This is a genomic window from Rhizobacter sp. Root1221 (assembly GCF_001425785.1).
Classification (GTDB): Bacteria; Pseudomonadota; Gammaproteobacteria; order Burkholderiales; family Burkholderiaceae_C; genus Rhizobacter.
The window spans coordinates 1-17495 of sequence record NZ_LMDI01000051.1 but is presented as its reverse complement, the minus strand read 5'-3'; the positions used below and the strand labels follow the sequence as shown (position 1 = coordinate 17495).

General features: G+C 68.2%; 5 protein-coding genes and 5 pseudogenes. All 10 read right to left on the bottom strand.

The annotated features are described in order from the left end of the window. On the bottom strand, positions 1 to 1079 hold a 1079-nt coding region (locus ASC87_RS25950; RefSeq protein WP_157604366.1), incomplete at its 3' end, for a hypothetical protein. 45 nt (positions 1080 to 1124) lie between these two features. After that, positions 1125 to 9296: calcium-binding protein (locus tag ASC87_RS32220; RefSeq protein ID WP_369820794.1), on the bottom strand; the 8172-nt coding region annotated here is incomplete at its 3' end. Then, positions 9202 to 9496 (bottom strand): annotated as a pseudogene (locus ASC87_RS33940) (calcium-binding protein); the annotation flags it as partial. The gene ASC87_RS32220 and the pseudogene ASC87_RS33940, both read right to left, overlap by 95 nt. A gap of 1 nt (position 9497) precedes the next feature. After that, positions 9498 to 9759, bottom strand: a pseudogene (locus ASC87_RS33935) (calcium-binding protein); the annotation flags it as partial. A gap of 1 nt (position 9760) precedes the next feature. Beyond that, the coding region (locus ASC87_RS33930) for a calcium-binding protein (RefSeq protein ID WP_369820793.1) at positions 9761 to 10203 on the bottom strand (443 nt) is incomplete at its 3' end. 50 nt (positions 10204 to 10253) lie between these two features. Beyond that, a pseudogene (locus ASC87_RS33925) lies at positions 10254 to 10826 on the bottom strand (calcium-binding protein); the annotation flags it as partial. A gap of 1 nt (position 10827) precedes the next feature. After that, the coding region (locus tag ASC87_RS33920) for a calcium-binding protein (RefSeq protein WP_369820792.1) at positions 10828 to 11406 on the bottom strand (579 nt) is incomplete at its 3' end. A 31-nt stretch (positions 11407 to 11437) separates the two neighbouring features. Further along, positions 11438 to 11837: pseudogene (locus ASC87_RS33915) on the bottom strand (calcium-binding protein); the annotation flags it as partial. 1 nt (position 11838) lies between these two features. Beyond that, a partial coding sequence (locus ASC87_RS33910; protein ID WP_369820791.1) for a calcium-binding protein occupies positions 11839 to 13501 on the bottom strand: 1663 nt, incomplete at its 3' end. Between the two features lie 125 nt (positions 13502 to 13626). After that, positions 13627 to 17205, bottom strand: a pseudogene (locus ASC87_RS33390) (calcium-binding protein); the annotation flags it as partial. Between the last annotated feature and the right edge of the window lie 290 nt (positions 17206 to 17495).

Below are 17495 nucleotides of genomic sequence, written 5' to 3'. Positions count from 1 at the left end.
CGCCCGGCCAGGTCGTAGGCGAACTCGGTGACCTGGTTCAGCGACCGGTCCGTGACCTTGATGACCTGGCCCGCCGCGTCGTACTCGTACACGATCTGCACGTTATTGGCGTAGCGGCTGTTCGTGGTGTTGAGCAGTTGCCGCGCCCGGTCGTAGGTGTAGTGGATGCGCGCGCCGCCCAGGTCGGTGCGGTCCAGCAGCAGCCCGAAGTAGTCGAAGCTCGAGAGGGCCGGGAAGTTGTTCTGGTCGATGTCGGCCACCTTGTGGCCGAACACGTCATAGACCGTGCGCAGCTTGAACGCGTCGCCACCGGCCTGCGTGGTCTCGATCACGCGGCCAGCGAGGTCGTACTTGTAGCGCACGGTGTCTCCGCCGACGCTGTCGCCCGCACCCAGGGTCTGGCTCAGCTTGCGCCCGGCCTGGTCGTAGCTGCTGAAGTCGCGGATACGCGTGACCGTGTGGGCAGTCTGCATCAGCTCGTTGACGGTCCACGCCTCGAGCAGGCCGTGGTCGGTCTCCACCAGGCGGCCCATCTTGTCGTAGGCGAAGCGCAGAGGCACACCGGCCGCACCCAGGCGCTCGGCCTCGGCGCTCAGCGTGCTGACCTTGTCGCTGAAGGCGTTGTAGCCGTGGCGCACGATGCCCCCATCGGCATGGTGCTCGGCCACGAGGTTGCCGCCGGCGTCATAGGCCTGGGCGTTGACGTTGCCGCGGGCGTCGCGCGTGGCCACCTGGTGGCCCAGCGCGTCGTAGTACACGAACGAGTCGGCACCGTCCGGCTTGTGCTCGGAGGTGATCTGGTTGTTGGCGTTGTAGGTGTAGGTGGTGTTCCAGCCCGCGTAGCGGGGGTCGGACACCGACACCACGTTGCCCCAGCGGTCGGTGACCTGCGTGATGGCGGGGCGCACGGCGGTATTGCTGCCCGTGCCCGGCTCGCCCGATCCACCGATCGTGATGACACCGGTGCGCGTGGTGGCCGGGCCTTGCCACGCATACCAGAGGCTCGACGTGAGCTGGTACTCGTAGGTGCCCGGCGGCAGCGCGGTGGACGGGTAGCGCAGCGTGTCGCCAAAGCGCACCGGGGTGCAAAGTACCCATGGAAATCGCGCTCATCCTCGCCGTCNCCAGCAGGCCCGCGAGCAGCAGGTCGTTGTGGCGTGCCGCGCGGGCGAACAGGTCGCGCAGCGGTGCTCGGAGGTGATCTGGTTGTTGGCGTTGTAGGTGTAGGTGGTGTTCCAGCCCGCGTAGCGGGGGTCGGACACCGACACCACGTTGCCCCAGCGGTCGGTGATCTGGGTCACCGTGGGACGCACGGCGGTATTGCTGCCCGTGCCCGGCTCGCCCGATCCACCGATCGTGATGACACCGGTGCGCGTGGTGGCCGGGCCTTGCCACGCATACCAGAGGCTCGACGTGAGCTGGTACTCGTAGGTGCCCGGCGGCAGCGCGGTGGACGGGTAGCGCAGCGTGTCGCCATAACGCACCGGCGTGCCCGGGATGGTGGTCCACGCATCGCTGGAGCCGGCCACGCGCACCACCAGGCTCATCGCCGCGCCGCCATCCGCAGGCGCGGCCACTTCCACGGCGTTCGTGGCGGCGCCCGGGGCGCCGTCGCTGACCACGTGCCAGACGCCGGCACTGTCCTTCTTGGAGACGATGATTCGGCTCACCGTGTCCACGCCACCGGCGCGGTATGTCGGTGTGCCGTCCGGCGCGGTGGACAAGAGCACGGCGCTGGACTCGCGCCAAACCATGGAGACGCCGTCTCCTGCTTGTTCTGCGGTGTAGTCGGCAGAGAGGGAGCGGTTCTCGACAGGCGTGTACGCGCCGTCGTAGTACGGTTGACCTTGCGCGTCGGTCTTCATCGGACCGACACGTTGTGCGATCGTTGTGTATTCGATCGTCACGCGCACTTCGCCCGTGCCCAGGCGCAGCAGGTCCGGCCAGGCGATGTCGATCTGGTTCGCGCCAACCCAGGACGTGTTGCTGGCGCCCGACGAGGGCATGGCGGTGGTTGCCGACGTGGTAACCGTGGCCGTGCTGAACTGGTTCTGCACCGACACCCCGTCCTGTGGCGCGGAGCGTGCCGCCCCGCGCTGCCCGCTCACCCGGCCGAGTTCGTCGAACAGGGTTTCTGTGCGGCGCAGCGTGGTGAGGGCATCCGCTTGCGCGCCGCTCGTGAGGGTCTTGAGGTCCGCGTTGTCGCCAGCCATTCCGGCGCTGCGCAGCTCGGCCGTGGTGTTGCCTTGGCGGTCCTGCAGGTAGATCTTGTCGACCCCATCGCCGGTGTTCGTGCGCCACAGGTGGCCGGCGTTGTCGTAGTCGAAGTACTCCTGGTCGCCGCCGTTGACGCCCTTGCGGATCACCTCGCCGAAGGCGTTGTACTTGAGTCCGGTGTCGATGACCGACGGAGCGGCGGCCACGGCTGTGCCGGTGGTGGGGTAGAGGTACTGCGCCGAACCGGCCGGCATCGACACACTGACGGACGAGCCGCCCGAACTGCTCGACCCGGAGCCCGACGACACGGTGCCGACACTCGACACGGCCTGCGTGGCCAACGTGGTGGCCACGCCCGGATCGAGCATGTGCGTGAGCTGCCCCAGCGCGTCATACTGGAACACCTTGAACACGGTGCTGTCGGCCACCAGCTTGCCGTCAACGACATTGGCGGTGCCCGAGGTCACACCTTGCCAGGTCTTGGCCACCTGGCCGCGTTCGTTGTACGACGTGAAGGTGCTGTAGCCGGCTGCATCCGTCACCTGCACGGAATGGCCGTGGACATCGTAGTCGGACAGCGTGGTGCGGTCGTCTGCCGAGAAGCTGCCGACGAGCGCGCCGAGTTGGCTGCCGGTCGACACCCCAGTGAACTCGCCCACGGTACCCTGCGCGCCGAGCGCCAGGTCCACCTTGACCACCACGTTGCCGTAGGCGTCGCGGCGGAACAGCGACAGCGGGGTCAGCGCGGTGTTGCCCGCGCCCGGCCGTGTGGGCGCGGCCACCGCCGTCACCCGGCCCAGGGCGTCGTAGTAGCTGTAGGTCTTGTTGCCCAGCGCATCGGTGGTGCGCGTCAGGTTGCCCACCGCGTCGTACGCGTAGCTGGTGGTGGTGTTGGCCGCCGCGGCGATGCCGGCGATCGCCTGCGCCGCGTTGCTGACGGCCACACCGACCCGGGTTTCGCTGGCCTTGCGGTTCAGCTGGTCGTAGATGTAGGTGGTCTTGCGGTCGTTGGCATGGGTCGTGGGTGTGCCACGCGAACTCACGCTCCACGTGCCCGCCGACAGGGCGGCGGCGAACTCGGTGACGGACGCCAGGTTGCCCTGGGCATCGTAGGTCTGCGTGGTGCGGTAGCCCAGTGCGTCGACGGTGTCGGTGAGCAGGCCGCGGCCGTCGTGGTACTGGTACGTCCACGCCCAGGTGCCGCTGGCCTCGTCGCCGCTGCGAAGCACCCCGGTGCGTGCGAGTTCGCCGAAGGCGTTGTACTCGTTGCGGGTCACCTTCTGGGCGTTGCCGGAGGTGCCCGTGGTGCTGTCGTAGGTGTAAGCGAGGGGTTCGCGCACCACGACCGTATGACCCAGCCGGTCAAACTCGGTGTTGATCTTGCGGTCCGCCGTGTGGGGCAGGGGGGCGAGCGTTGCCTGCACCCACGCGGCCTTGGGCGCCTGCGTGGCGGTGGTGGGCTGCGCGGGCAGACCGCTGATGGCCGTGGCGTAGCGGGTGGTCCACGTCGCGTCGCCGAAGGCATTGCGGGTGTACTCCGTCACGTAGCGCATCGCATCGATGCTGTAGCGCACGCGGTTGGCCAGGTCGTAGACCTTGAAGCTCGCGTTGCCGGCTACGTCGATGTTGGCTACGGCGTTGCCGAATGTGTCGTAGAAGGTCTGGGTACTCAACGTGCGGGTGGTTTCGACCCGCGTGGCGGAACCGGTGGCGCCGTTGGCGGCCACCGCGCTGGCGCTTTCGTTGTACACCGCCACCGGCGGGTGCGTGACCCGCACCTGGCGGCCCGCGGCGTCGTACCCGTACGTGGTGGTGCGTTCCTTGGCCAGGCCCGTGGCCTCGGTGCGGCTCAGCAGGTTGCCCAGGCCGTCGTACGCCAGCGTGGTGACGAGCTGCACCGATTGCGTGATGGACTCGTACAGGTCGCCGCGGCCATCGGTGCCCACCGTGGTGATGTCCACCGCCGGGGCCTTCTCCGTCAGCAGGCGGCCCACGGCGTCGTACGTGTACTCCCAGATGCTGCCCTTCTTGTTCTCGAAGGTGATCTTGTCGCCGCGGCCGTTGTACGTGTAGCGCTCGACGTGGAGCAGCGCATCCGTGGTGCTGGCCAGCCGGCCCACGCCGTCGTATTCGTAGCGCGTGGTCTGGTCGGCCGCGTTCGGCGCCGGTTGGGCGCCCGAAGCGGACGGGTTCACGTAGCGGGTGGTCGACTTGACGCGGCCGGCCGCGTCATAGGTGTTGCCGGTGGCGTACCCCTCGGCGTCCACCGTCAAGGTGGTGCGGTTGGCGCGGTCGTGCTGGAACGTGGTCACCCGGTTGGGGGCCTCGTTGGCGTGCACGGCGCTCGGCGCCTCGCCGGCCGTCACGGCCTTGCCGAAGCGCGTCTGGCGCGCGAGGTTGCCGTTCGCGTCGTATTCGTTGTGGGTCACGCCGCCTTCCGGGTCGGCGGTCCAGGCCAGGCGGCCGGCAGCGTCGTACTCGAACCGGGTGGTCCGGTCGAATGCACCCGGCACCACGCTGTCCGGGGCCGCGTTGGCGGCGATCGGGCTGGCGTACTGCGTCTGGCGGATGAGGTCACCGCCCGGGCTGTAGACGTTCGCCGTGACGGCGCCCATCGCGTCCACCACGTGGCTGGCACGGTTGGCCGCGTCATAGGCCGTGCGCACGCGCTGGTCGCGGGTGGCATCGGCCACCGGCACCGGGTCGCTGCGGCCGTCCCACGTGGCCAGGGTGATCGTGTTGGCGTAGCCCACACGTTCGACCAGGTTGCCCCGGGTGTCGTACTTGAACTCCACCACCGCACCGGTGCCGTCCACCGTGAACCGCACGCGGCCATCGCGGTCGTAGCGCCGCGCTTCCAGCGCATCCTGGCCGGGGCTCGCGATCACACGGGTGGCGATCTCGCGCCGGCTGGCCGGCGTGGGCAGGCCCGCCATGCCATCGGTGCGGAGGTAACGCGTGGTGCGCGTGACACGCCCGTTGGCGTCGTAGGCCATCTCGGTGACACCGTTCTGCGGGTCCACCGTGTATACCAGCCGGTTCTCCACGTCGTACGCATACCGCGTCACGTGGCCCATCGGGTCGGTGCTCGTGAGCACGTTGCCGTTCAGGTCGTGTGTGTAGTGCCGGGTCAGCTGCAGGCCGTTGGCGTCGATCAACTCATCGGTGCGGCGGCCCAGCTTGTCGTAGGTGAAGTTGCTGACGGTGCCGGCCGGATCCGTGATGCGCACGGTGTTGCCGCGCAGGTCGTAGGTGTAGCTGGTCTCCAGGTGCAGGCCGGCCGGATCGACGATCTGCCTGAGCACACGGCCCGCCACGTCGTAGGCGATCGTGGTGAGCGCGCCGCGCGGGTCGGTGACACGGTACTGCTGGCCCAGCGCGTCGTACTCGTACGTGGTGGTCAGGTTCTGCGCATCGGGGTCGACCTGGCGTGTCAGCACGCGGTTGGCCGCGTCGTAGCTGAAGGCGGTTACCACACCACGTGCATCCGTGGTGCGAATGACTCGGTTGGCGTGGTCGTACGCGCTGCTGCTCGCCGCCCCCATCGGGCCGGTGGCGCCGGTCAGGTTCCCGTTGCGGTCGTACGTGTAGGTTGTCGTGGCGCCGAGGGTGTCCGACACCGACTGCGTCTGCCCGTGGCGCGTGTGCACAGTCTTGACCGTCACCCCCTCGGGCGTTGTCACCACGGCACTGCGTTCCGTGTCGTCGTAGGCGTAGCGGGTGGTCTGGCCGAGCGGATCGGTCTGCGTCAACGCGCGGTCGAACGCATCCCACGTGCTCTGGCGCACGCTGCCGGTGGCGTCCACGGTCTGGATGACCCGGCCCATGCGGTCGTAGTTCTGCTGGCGAAGCGCGCCGTTGGCATCCACGCTGGCGACCACGCGGCCGTAAGCGTCGTAGGTGGTGCGGGTGACGGCCTGGTCGTTGGTGATGCTCAGGACCTGCAGGCCGCGGTGGTCGAACGTGCGGGTCTGCTCGACCAACTCGCCGTTCTCCAGGTGGGTGATGCTGCCCACGGCGTCGCCGAAGGTGTCGTAGTGCTGGTCCACGAGCAGGCCGCTCGCGTTGGTGGTGGATGCCACTTGGCCGCGTGTGGTGTAGGTGTAGCGCTCGGTGCGGTCGAGTGCCGCGTTGTACTTGCCCGAGAGTGCCGCCTGCAGCGCCGCGTCCACCAGGCCGCCGCCGAGGCCGGCCAGCGCACCGGCGTCGATGCGCGTGCCCAGGCGCAGGGTGGTGGCCAGCTGGTTCAGGGCGTCGTAGCGGCGCTCCTCCACTTCACCCAGTGCGTTGACCGTGTGCGTGAGGCGGCCGTCGGTGTCGTAGTAGAAGCGGGTCTTGTGGCCCAGGGCGTCGGTCGTGGACGTGCGCCGGCCGGCGGCGTCGTACGTGTGCGTGAGGCCGTGTTGTTGCCAGATGGCATCGATCTCGCCCTGCGTCTGCCCGCCCGTCAGCAGCGCCACGCCTTCGGCCGACAGCTCGCCCGTGAGGCGCCCCTGCAGGTCGTAGCGCGCGTTGACCTGGCGCACCTCGGCCGTGCCCACGGCACGCGAGGTGGACACGAGGTTGCCCACCGTGTCGTAGGCAAAGCGCGTGACCGTGCCTTCGGGATCGGTCTGCTCCACCACACGGCCCATCAGGTCATACACCCGGGTGGTGACCTGCGCCTTGGTGTCGAACGCAGGACGGATTTCTCCCAGGCGCACCGTTGCCCCCGCGGCCAGCAGCACCGGCTGGCTGTAGCGGATGGTCTTGGTCAGGTTGCCGTTGCTGTCGTAGACGTTCTCGGTGAGGTGGTTCTCGGCATCGAGCTGGCCCACCAGGCGGCCGAGTGTGTCGTGGAAGAGGCGCGTGGTCTGGTCCGCGCCGCGGTTGGCGGTGCCGAGCAGGCTGGCGGCCGGTGCGGTGGCCAGCAGTGCGGTGCTGCCTGACGCGGTGAACTGGTCGACCCGCGTGGTTTGGCCATACCAGCCCTGGATGGTGGTGGCCTCCTTCGAGCCCACACCCTGCACCACCAGGTTGTTGCCGACTTGCTGGAACGCGATCTGGTCGCTGGCGCCGGCCATGGTCGTCAGCACCTGCGCGCCGTAGTTCGCTCCTTGCGCCACGACGGCTTGCACGGCGGTGAAGTCCCACGTGGTGCCGTCGGTGAAGCGGATCTGTTCGACGCGGTTGGATGCGGCGCCGAAGTAGTTGTTGACCTGGATGCGATCGGCCGTGCCCTTGATCGACAGCAGCAAATGGTCGCCAGATCGGGTCCCCTGCACGTCCGCCGGTAGCACGCCGCCCGTGAACTGGAGCACGTCGAGTTTGCCCGAGGTGGTGTCGTTGCTCGCGATGGTGTCGTTGCCCGCGCCACGGCCGAACGTGTAGGTGTCGTTGCCTGCACCGCCGTCCATCGAGTCATTGCCAGACCCGCCGTCGAGCGAGTCGTTGCCGAGGCCGCCGGTCAGTTGGTCGTTCTGGTCGCCGCCGAACAGCACGTCGTTGCCGTCGTCGCCCTGCAGGGTGTCATTGCCGCCGGCGCCGGCCAGGCTGTCGTTGCCGGCCTGGCCGGCAATCGAGTCTTCGCCTGCGCCGCCGATGATTTCGTCGGCCGATGCGTAGCCCGTCAGCGTGTCGTCACTGCGGGTGCCGTAGAGGGCACGTGCCTTGAGAGCGTTGGTATCCCAGATGGTGCCATCGGCGAAGCGGAGCTGATCGATGCGATAGGCGCTGGTGCCGTCGTTCTGGAAGAAGTACTGCACTTCCAGCCGGTCCGCCGTGTCGCGGATCGAGATGAACAGGCTTTCGTTCGATCGCACGAGCTGGACGTCGGCCGGGGCGATGCTGGCACCCAGCTGGATGACGTCCAGTTTGCCAGCTGTCGAGTCGTAGGCGTAGATCGTGTCGGAACCGGATCCCCGGCCGAAGACGAAAGTGTCGTTTCCGGTCCCACCGTCGAGGCGGTCGTTGCCCCAGCCGCCATCGAGCGTGTCGTCACCGGCGCCACCGGTCAAGCTGTCGTTCGACGTGCCACCGAGAAGACCGTCATTGCCGTCGCCGCCGGCCACCGTGTCTTCACCGTCACCTCCGTCCAGGGTGTCGTTGCCGGCCGCACCGTCCAGGCTGTCGTTGCCCTGGGCGCCAGAGATGCTTTCGGCGGAGGCGTAGCCGGTGAGCTTGTCGTCGTTGGCCGTCGGGTCGAGCGCGCGCGCCTTGATGGCCGCCAGGTCCCACATGGTGCCGTCGGCGAAGCGGATCTGTTCGATGCGGTAGCCGCTGGTGACATCCAAGCTGAAGAACGAGCCGACTTCGAGTCGGTCGGCCGTGCCGAGGAGGGTCAGGATCAGGTTGTCGCTGGTTCGCAGCAGCTGGATGTCGGCGGGGACGATGCCGGCACCGAGTTGCACCACGTCGAGCTTGCCCACCGTGGAGTCGATGCTGTAGATGCGGTCAGAACCGGATCCCCGACCGAACACGTAGGTGTCGTTGCCTGCTCCGCCGTCCAGCGAGTCGCTGCCTGCGCCACCGTCGAGTGTGTCGTTGCCGGCATTGCCGTCGAGGGTGTCGCTGCCGGCCCCGCCCAGCTGGCTGTCGTTGCCGTCGCCGCCGGACAGGGTGTCTTCGCCGTCGCCGTCGCCGCCGTCGATCGTGTCATTGCCACCACTGCCGCTGAGGCTGTCATTGCCGAGGGCGCCCTGGACGGTGTCGGCCGAGTTGTAGCCCGTGAGGCTGTCATCGCGGTCGGTGGCATCGAGTGCGCGGGCCTTGATGGTGGCCAGGTCCCAGGTGGTGCCGTCGGCAAAGCGGATCTGCTCGATGCGGTAGCCGCTGGTGACATCCGAGCTGAAGAACGAGCCGACTTCGAGGCGGTCGGCCGTGCCGAGGATCGTCAGGAACAGACTGTCGCCGGTACGCAGCAGCTGGATGTCGGCGGGGACGATGCCGGCGCCAAGTTGCACCACGTCGAGCTTGCCCACCGTGGAGTCGATGCTGTAGATGCGGTCAGAACCGGATCCTCGACCGAACACGTAGGTGTCGTTGCCTGCTCCGCCGTCCAGCGAGTCGTTGCCTGCGCCAGATGCTGTAGATGCGGTCAGAACCGGATCCTCGACCGAACACGTAGGTGTCGTTGCCTGCTCCGCCGTCCAGCGAGTCGTTGCCTGCGCCACCGTCGAGTGTGTCGTTGCCAGCGTTGCCGTCGAGGGTGTCGCTGCCGGCTCCGCCCAGCTGGCTGTCGTTGCCGTCGCCGCCGGACARGGTGTCTTCGCCGTCGCCGCCGTCGATCGTGTCATTGCCGNCGAGGGTGTCGCTGCCGGCTCCGCCCAGCTGGCTGTCGTTGCCGTCGCCGCCGGACAAGGTGTCTTCGCCGTCGCCGCCGTCGATCGTGTCATTGCCGCCACCGCCGCTGAGGCTGTCATTGCCGAGGGCGCCCTGGACGGTGTCGGCCGAGTTGTAGCCCGTGAGGCTGTCGTCGCGGTCGGTGGCATCGAGTGCGCGGGCCTTGATGGTGGCCAGATCCCAGGTGGTGCCGTCGGCGAAGCGGATCTGTTCGATGCGGTANGTGAGGCTGTCGTCGCGGTCGGTGGCATCGAGTGCGCGGGCCTTGATGGTGGCCAGATCCCAGGTGGTGCCGTCGGCGAAGCGGATCTGTTCGATGCGGTAGCCGCTGGTGACGTCCGAGCTGAAGAATCCGTAGACTTCGAGTCGGTCGGCCGTGCCGAGGATCGTCAGGAACAGACTGTCGCTGGCGCGCAGCAGCTGGATGTCGGCGGGGACGATGCCGGCACCGAGTTGCACCACGTCGAGCTTGCCCACCGTCGTGTCGTTCGAGAATATGCGGTCAGAACCGGATCCTCGACCGAACACGTAGGTGTCGTTGCCTGCTCCGCCGTCCAGCGAATCATTGCCTGCGCCACCGTCGAGCGTGTCGTTGCCAGCATTGCCGTCGAGGGTGTCGCTGCCGGCTCCGCCCAGCTGGCTGTCGTTGCCGTCGCCGCCGGACAATTGCCGTCGAGGGTGTCGCTGCCGGCTCCGCCCAGCTGGCTGTCGTTGCCGTCGCCGCCGGACAAGGTGTCTTCGCCGTCGCCGCCGTCGATCGTGTCATTGCCGGCGCCGCCGCTGAGGCTGTCATTGCCGAGGGCGCCCTGGACGGTGTCGGCCGAGTTGTAGCCGGTGAGGCTGTCATCGCCGTCGGTGGCATCGAGTGCGCGGGCCTTGATGGTGGTCAGGTCCCAGGTGGTGCCGTCGGCGAAGCGGATCTGTTCGATGCGGTAGCCGCTGGTGACGTCCGAGCTGAAGAATCCGTAGACTTCGAGTCGGTCGGCCGTGAAGCGGATCTGTTCGATGCGGTAGCCGCTGGTGACGTCCGAGCTGAAGAATCCGTAGACTTCGAGTCGGTCGGCCGTGCCGAGGATCGTCAGGAACAGGCTGTCGCCGGTGCGCAGCAGCTGGATGTCGCCTGGGACGACGCCTGCAGCGAGTTGCACCTGGTCGAGCTTGCCCACCGTCGTGTCGCTGGAGAAAATGCGATCCGACCCGTGGCCGCGGCCGAACATGTAGGTGTCGTTGCCCGCACCGCCGTCCAGCGAATCATTGCCTGCGCCACCGTCGAGCGTGTCGTTGCCAGCNATCCGACCCGTGGCCGCGGCCGAACATGTAGGTGTCGTTGCCCGCACCGCCGTCCAGCGAATCATTGCCTGCGCCACCGTCGAGCGTGTCGTTGCCAGCGTTGCCGTCGAGGGTGTCGCTGCCGGCTCCGCCCAGCTGGCTGTCGTTGCCGTCGCCGCCGTACAAGGTGTCYTCGCCGTCGCCGCCGTCGATCGTGTCATTGCCGCCGCCGCCGCTGAGGCTGTCATTGCCGAGGGCGCCCTGGACGGTGTCGGCCGAGTTGTAGCCGACCCCGGACCCGCGCCCGAAGAGGTAGGTGTCGCTGCCTGCGCCGCCATCGAGTGAATCGTTCCCCGCACCACCGTCGAGCGTGTCGTTGCCAGCGTTGCCGTCGAGGGTGTCGCTGCCGGCTCCGCCCAGCTGGCTGTCGTTGCCGTCGCCGCCGTACAAGGTGTCCTCGCCGTCGCCGCCGTCGATCGTGTCATTGCCGCCGCCGCCGCTGAGGCTGTCGTTGCCGAGGGCGCCCTGGAGGGTGTCGGCCGAGCTGTAGCCGGTGAGGCTGTCATCGCCGTCGGTGGCATCGAGTGCGCGGGCCTTGATGGTGGCCAGATCCCAGGTGGTGCCGTCGTCNGGTGTCGGCCGAGCTGTAGCCGGTGAGGCTGTCATCGCCGTCGGTGGCATCGAGTGCGCGGGCCTTGATGGTGGCCAGATCCCAGGTGGTGCCGTCGTCGAAGCGGATTTGTTCCAGGCGGTAGTTGCCGGTCACGTCCGAGCCGAAGAARGCGTTGACGTCCAGCCGGTCGCCCGTGCCGACAATGACCACGCTGAGGACGTCGTTGCTGCGAATCAAYTGGATGTCGGCGGGGGTGATGCCCGCGCCGAGCTGGACGACGTCCAGCTTGCCSGCGGTCGTGTCGTACGCCGAAATGAAGTCGACSCCGGACCCGCGCCCGAAGAGGTAGGTGTCGCTGCCTGCGCCGCCATCGAGTGAATCGTTCCCCGCACCACCGTCGAGGGTGTCGTTGCCAGCGNCGACCCCGGACCCGCGCCCGAAGAGGTAGGTGTCGCTGCCTGCGCCGCCATCGAGTGAATCGTTCCCCGCACCACCGTCGAGGGTGTCGTTGCCAGCGCCCCCGGCCAGGGTGTCGGCGCCGTTGCCGCCTGTGAGCAGCTCGTTGGCCGAGGTGCCGGACAGGGTGGTGCCCACCGGCGCGGTCGTCAGGTTGGCCTGGACCGTGGTGTAGTTCCAGGTGGTTCCATCCTGGAACTGCAGGGTCTCGACGCGGGCCGTGGTGAAGTAGTTGGTGATGCGGAGTTGATCACCGCTGGGCTTCAGGGTGACCACGAGGTCGTTGGTCAACCGGAAGACCGTGACGTCAGCYGCCAGCACGCTCGCGCCGAACAACACGGTGTCCAGGTTGGCGCCSGCCGCATCGGCGTTGGTGTTGTCTACGGTGTCACGGCCCGAACCGATCTCGAAGCGATAGGTGTTTGCACCGTCGCCGCCCTTCAGCGTGTCGTCGCCCCACCCGCCATCCAGGGTGTCGTTCCCCGCACCGCCCGTCAGGCTGTCGGCGTTGGCGCCGCCGGACAACTGGTCGTTCCCGTCTCCTCCCGTCAACGTGTCGCTGCCGTCGCGCCCTTCGAGCACGTCTGCTCCCGTGCCCCCGTCCAGCGAGTCGTCACCACGTCCGCCGTCCAGCGTGTCGTTGCCGTCACCGCCGGACAAGGAGTCCTTGCCATCCGCTCCATGGAGCAGGTCGGCGCCRGCSGCGCCGKYCAGCGAATCGTTGCCGCTGCCGCCGTCCAGCGTGTCGTCGCTGACGTAGCCGGTGAGYGTGTCGCGCCCGGCGCCGCCGGTGAGGGTGCGCAGCTTGATGTCGGCGGTGGTCCAGGTGGTGCCGTCGGCGAACTGCAGATGGGCGGCATTGCCCCGGTCGGCGCCGTCACCGTTGAAGTACCCGTTGAGGCTGAGGCTGTCACCGGTGCCRTTGATCGTGGCGATGAGCGCGGYGCCCGAGCGGGYSAGGGTGAKGTCGGCAGCGGTGATGCCCGCACCGAGTTGCACCACGTTGAGCGTGGAGCCGGTGTAGGCCGTGTTGATGTTGTCGATGGTGTCCTGGCCGGACCCGATGCCGAACAGGTAGGTGTTGGAGCCTTCGCCACCCTTCAGGGTGTCGTTGCCCGCGCCACCATCGAGGGTGTCGTCGCCCAGGAGGTAGGTGTTGGAGCCTTCGCCACCCTTCAGGGTGTCGTTGCCCGCGCCACCATCGAGGGTGTCGTCGCCCAGGCCGCCCACGAGGCTGTCGGTGTCGTTGCCGCCGAACAGCTGGTCGTTGCCGTCCCCTCCCGCCAAGGTGTCCTTGCCGTCCCGGCCGTGCAGCACGTCGGCGCCAGCGGCGCCGTCCAGCGAATCGTTGCCGCTGCYGCCRTCCAGCGTGTCGTTGCTGGCGTAGCCGGTGAGCGTGTCGCGCCCGGCGCCGCCGGTGAGGGTGCGCAGCTTGATGTCGGCGGTGGTCCAGGTGGTGCCATCGGCGAACTGCAGGTGGGCGGCATTGCCCCGGTCGGYGCCRTCACCGTTGAAGTACCCGTTGAGGCTGAGGCTGTCACCGGTGCCRTTGATCGTGGCGATGAGCGYGGTGCCCGAGCGGGYGAGGGTRAKGTCGGCAGCGGTGATGCCCGCRCCGAGTTGCACCACGTTGAGYGTGGMGCCGGTGTAGGCCGTGTTGMTGTTGTCGATGGTGTCCTGGCCGGACCCGATGCCGAAAGGTAGGTGTTGGAGCCTTCGCCACCCTTCAGGGTGTCGTTGCCCGCGCCACCATCGAGGGTGTCGTCGCCCAGGCCGCCCACGAGGCTGTCGGTGTCGTTGCCACCGAACAGCTGGTCGTTGCCGTCCCCTCCCGCCAAGGARTCCTTGCCGTCACGGCCGTGCAGCACGTCGGTGCCGGCGGCGCCGTCCAGCGAATCGTTGCCGCTGCCGCCGTCCAGCGTGTCGTTGCTGGCGTAGCCGGTGAGTGTGTCGCGCCCGGCGCCGCCGGTGAGGGTGCGCAGCTTGATGTCGGCKGTGGTCCAGGTGGTGCCGTCGGCGAACTGCAGGTGGGCGGCATTGCCCCGGTCGGYGCCRTCACCGTTGAAGTACCCGTTGAGGCTGAGGCTGTCACCGGTGCCATTGACCGTGGCGATGAGCGCGGCGCCCGAGCGGGTAAGGGTGAGGTCGGCAGCGGTGATGCCCGCACCGAGTTGCACCACGTTGAGCGTGGCGCCGGTGTAGGCCGTGTTGCTGTTGTCGATGGTGTCCTGGCCGGACCCGATGCCGAACGTGGTCCAGGTGGTGCCGTCGGCGAACTGCAGGTGGGCGGCATTGCCCCGGTCGGCGCCGTCACCGTTGAAGTACCCGTTGAGGCTGAGGCTGTCACCGGTGCCATTGACCGTGGCGATGAGCGTGATGCCCGAGCGGGTGAGGGTRAGGTCGGCAGCGGTGATGCCCGCGCCGAGTTGCACCACGTTGAGTGTGGAGCCGGTGTAGGCCGTGTTGATGTTGTCGATGGTGTCCTGGCCGGACCCGATGCCGAAGAGGTAGGTGTTGGAGCCTTCGCCACCCTTCAGGGTGTCGTTGCCCGCGCCACCATCGAGGGTGTCGTCGCCCAGGCCGCCCACGAGGCTGTCGGTGTCGTTGCCACCGAGTTGCACCACGTTGAGCGTGGCGCCGGTGTAGGCCGTGTTGCTGTTGTCGATGGTGTCCTGGCCGGACCCGATGCCGAACAGGTAGGTGTTGGAGCCTTCGCCACCCTTCAGTACGTCGTTGCCCGTGCCGCCGTCCAGGGTGTCATCCCCCGTGCCGCCGACAAGGCTGTCGGTGTCGTTTCCGCCGAACAGAAGGTCGTTGCCGTCGCCACCGGACAATGTGTCGTTGCCATCGCGGCCGAAGAGTGTGTCTGCACCGGCCGCGCTGTCCAGCGAGTCATTGCCGCTGCCACCGTCCAACGTGTCATTGCTGGCATAGCCGGTCAGGGAGTCGCGGTCCGCCGTGCCTGTGAGTGTGCGAAGTTTGACGTCGGCAGAGGACCACTGGGTGCCGTCTGCGAAACGCAGGTTCGCAACGTTGTAGGTGTGGTTGCCGTCCAGATGGAAATAGTTCTCGACGACCAGTCGGTCACCGGACGACTTCAGGGCGACGACGAGGTGGTTGTACTCGCGCGTGAGCGTGACATCGGCGGGCAGGATGCCGGCGCCGAATTGCACGGTGTCAGGATTGGTGCCGACCGCATCGACCGTGTTGTAGTTGCTGATCGAGTCTTGCCCTGAGCCGATGCCGAACAGGTAGGTGTTGGAGCCGCCACCGCCGCTGAGGGAGTCGTTGCCGGAACCGCCGTCGAGCGTGTCGTTGTCGGCCCCTCCGTCCAGCGTGTCGTTCCCGCTGCCACCGACCAGCACGTCGTTGCCATAGTCGCCGGCCAGACTGTCGTTGTTGGCGCCGCCGTGCAGCGTGTCGTCGCCATCGTTGCCCGACAGGGAATCCCTGCCATCGCCGCCGCGCAGCGCGTCAGCGCCACCCTGGCCGCTGAGGGTGTCGTTGCCAAGGCCGCCAGAAATGAGGTCGTTCGATGCATGACCCGTGACGCTGTCATTGTCGGACGTCGTCGTCAGGGCCAACGCCTTGATGTCCTCGAACGTCCAGACCGTCCCGTTGGCGAAACGCACGGTTCCGAGGGTCCAGGAGGTCGTGCCCTCCTGGTTGAAGTAGTTCGATACCGTGACGCGGTCGTCCGAGCCCCGCAGGCTGAGGATGAGTTGGGTGCTCGAACGTGTCACCTTGACGTCGGACGGCGCCACGCCTGCGGCCATCAGCAGAACGTCGGAGGTAGGCCCCAAGTTGCCGCCCGAGTAGTCGTAGTTGCTGATGTCGTCCTGCCCGGAGCCCCAGCCGAACACATAGGTGTCGCGGCCTGCTCCCCCGGTCAGGTTGTCGTCGCCGGCTCCGCCCTGCAACGTGTCGTCGCCCCCATCGCCGTACAGTTGGTCGTTGCCGGCGCCCCCGTCGATGAAGTCATCACCGTTGCTGGCAGAGATCGAATTGATGACCGAATCACCCAGCAGCACCTGCGACGCATTGGTGCCGATCAATGAGTTGCCGCTCGACATCGCCACGTCGAGCGATGTCAACGCAGTTCGCGTGGGCGAGTTGGCCGGCAATGCCGTGATCCACCCGCGCAGCAATGCGGCCGCATCGAACCCCGCCGCCCGCAATGTGGGCGATGCGTAGCGAACCAGCGCCACCAGATCACGGAACGCGCCCACTTCGTCGACCGCCTTGAACGCTTCCAGGCGCGCGAGCAATGCAGATGCGGCGAACACACCGGTGGCACCATCGCCGACGGTGGCGGGCAAGCCGTTGACCGGCCCCGCATCCACGCGCTGCACCACATAGGCCCCGGACGCCGGCAACGGCGCCCCCTCCTGCACCACGGCAGGCGCAGTCCGCGCATCAACCAGCGTACCCACCATCGGCGAAGCAAACCGCGTCTGCGCCACGCGGCGCCCGGCTGCGTCGTAGCGGTACTGGGTGTAGTAGTTCTCGGCGTCCAGTTCCCCCAGCACCAGCCCGTCGTCGCTGTAGAAGGTGCGGGTGATGCGGTCGGCCGCATTGCTGGCGATCACGAACGGCGTGGTCAGCGGCGCGGCGCCCAGCGCCGGCACGGTGACGGCCACGGCATGGCGCCGTTGTGCGATCACACGCGAGGCGCCGTCGTATTCGGTGGACGTGACTGCGCCTTGCGCGTCGACTACCTGCACGAGGCGATTGGCCGCGTCGTAGAGGCGCCAGACGCGCTGGTCGGCGGCGTTGTCGGCCGGGCGGATGGCGCCGAGCGCGGGGTTGCGCGGCTGGCCGGTGGCCGGGTCGACCAGCAGGCCCACGGGCACGGCCGTGGCGTGGATGACGGTGGCCGCGAGCAGGTTGTTCGCGTGGTAGATGTACTCGGTGAGTGTGCCGTCGGCGTCGATGTCGGCCACCTTGCGGCCGGCATCGTCGTACGTGGACCAGCGGGAGACGCCGGTGGCGTCGCGGGTCATCAGCAGGCGGCCGTCCGCATCGTAGAAGTACTTCGTCTCGCCGAGGTTGGCCGAGGCCGCGCTGCTTTGCATCACCGACACGAGGCGGCCGGCGGTGTCGAAGGTGCTGGTGGTGACGAGGCCGTTGGCCAGCGTGATGGCCGTGCGGTGGTTCGCGTCGTCGTGGCTGTTGAGCGTGGTCTGGCCGAAGACGTCGGTGGACGACAGCACGCGGCCCAGGCCGTCGTAGGTGAGCGTGGCGATGCCGCCGTCCGGCGCCACGGTGCCCAGCAGCAGGCCGGCGGGGTCGTAGACGTAGCGGGTGGTGAGCGCCGTGGCCTTGGACATGTCCCGGCCCACGTTCTCCCAATGCTCGTAGGCCGCGCTGCGTTCCACCTGGCCTCGGAAGTCGTAGGCGAAGTCGGTGCGCTGGGTGCTTTCACCGGCCTGCAGCGTCGACCAGTAGGCCATCGTGCCTTCGGCGGGCACGGCCGTCACGGCCAAGCCGGCGACCGCATAGGCCTCGCCACCGAACTTCAGCGTGGACACCCGGTTGCCGAAGGTGTCGTAGCGGTGCTCGGTGACCCGGCCTTCGGGGGAGATGACGAAGCGCAGCTGGTTGCGCCCGGCGCTGTCGT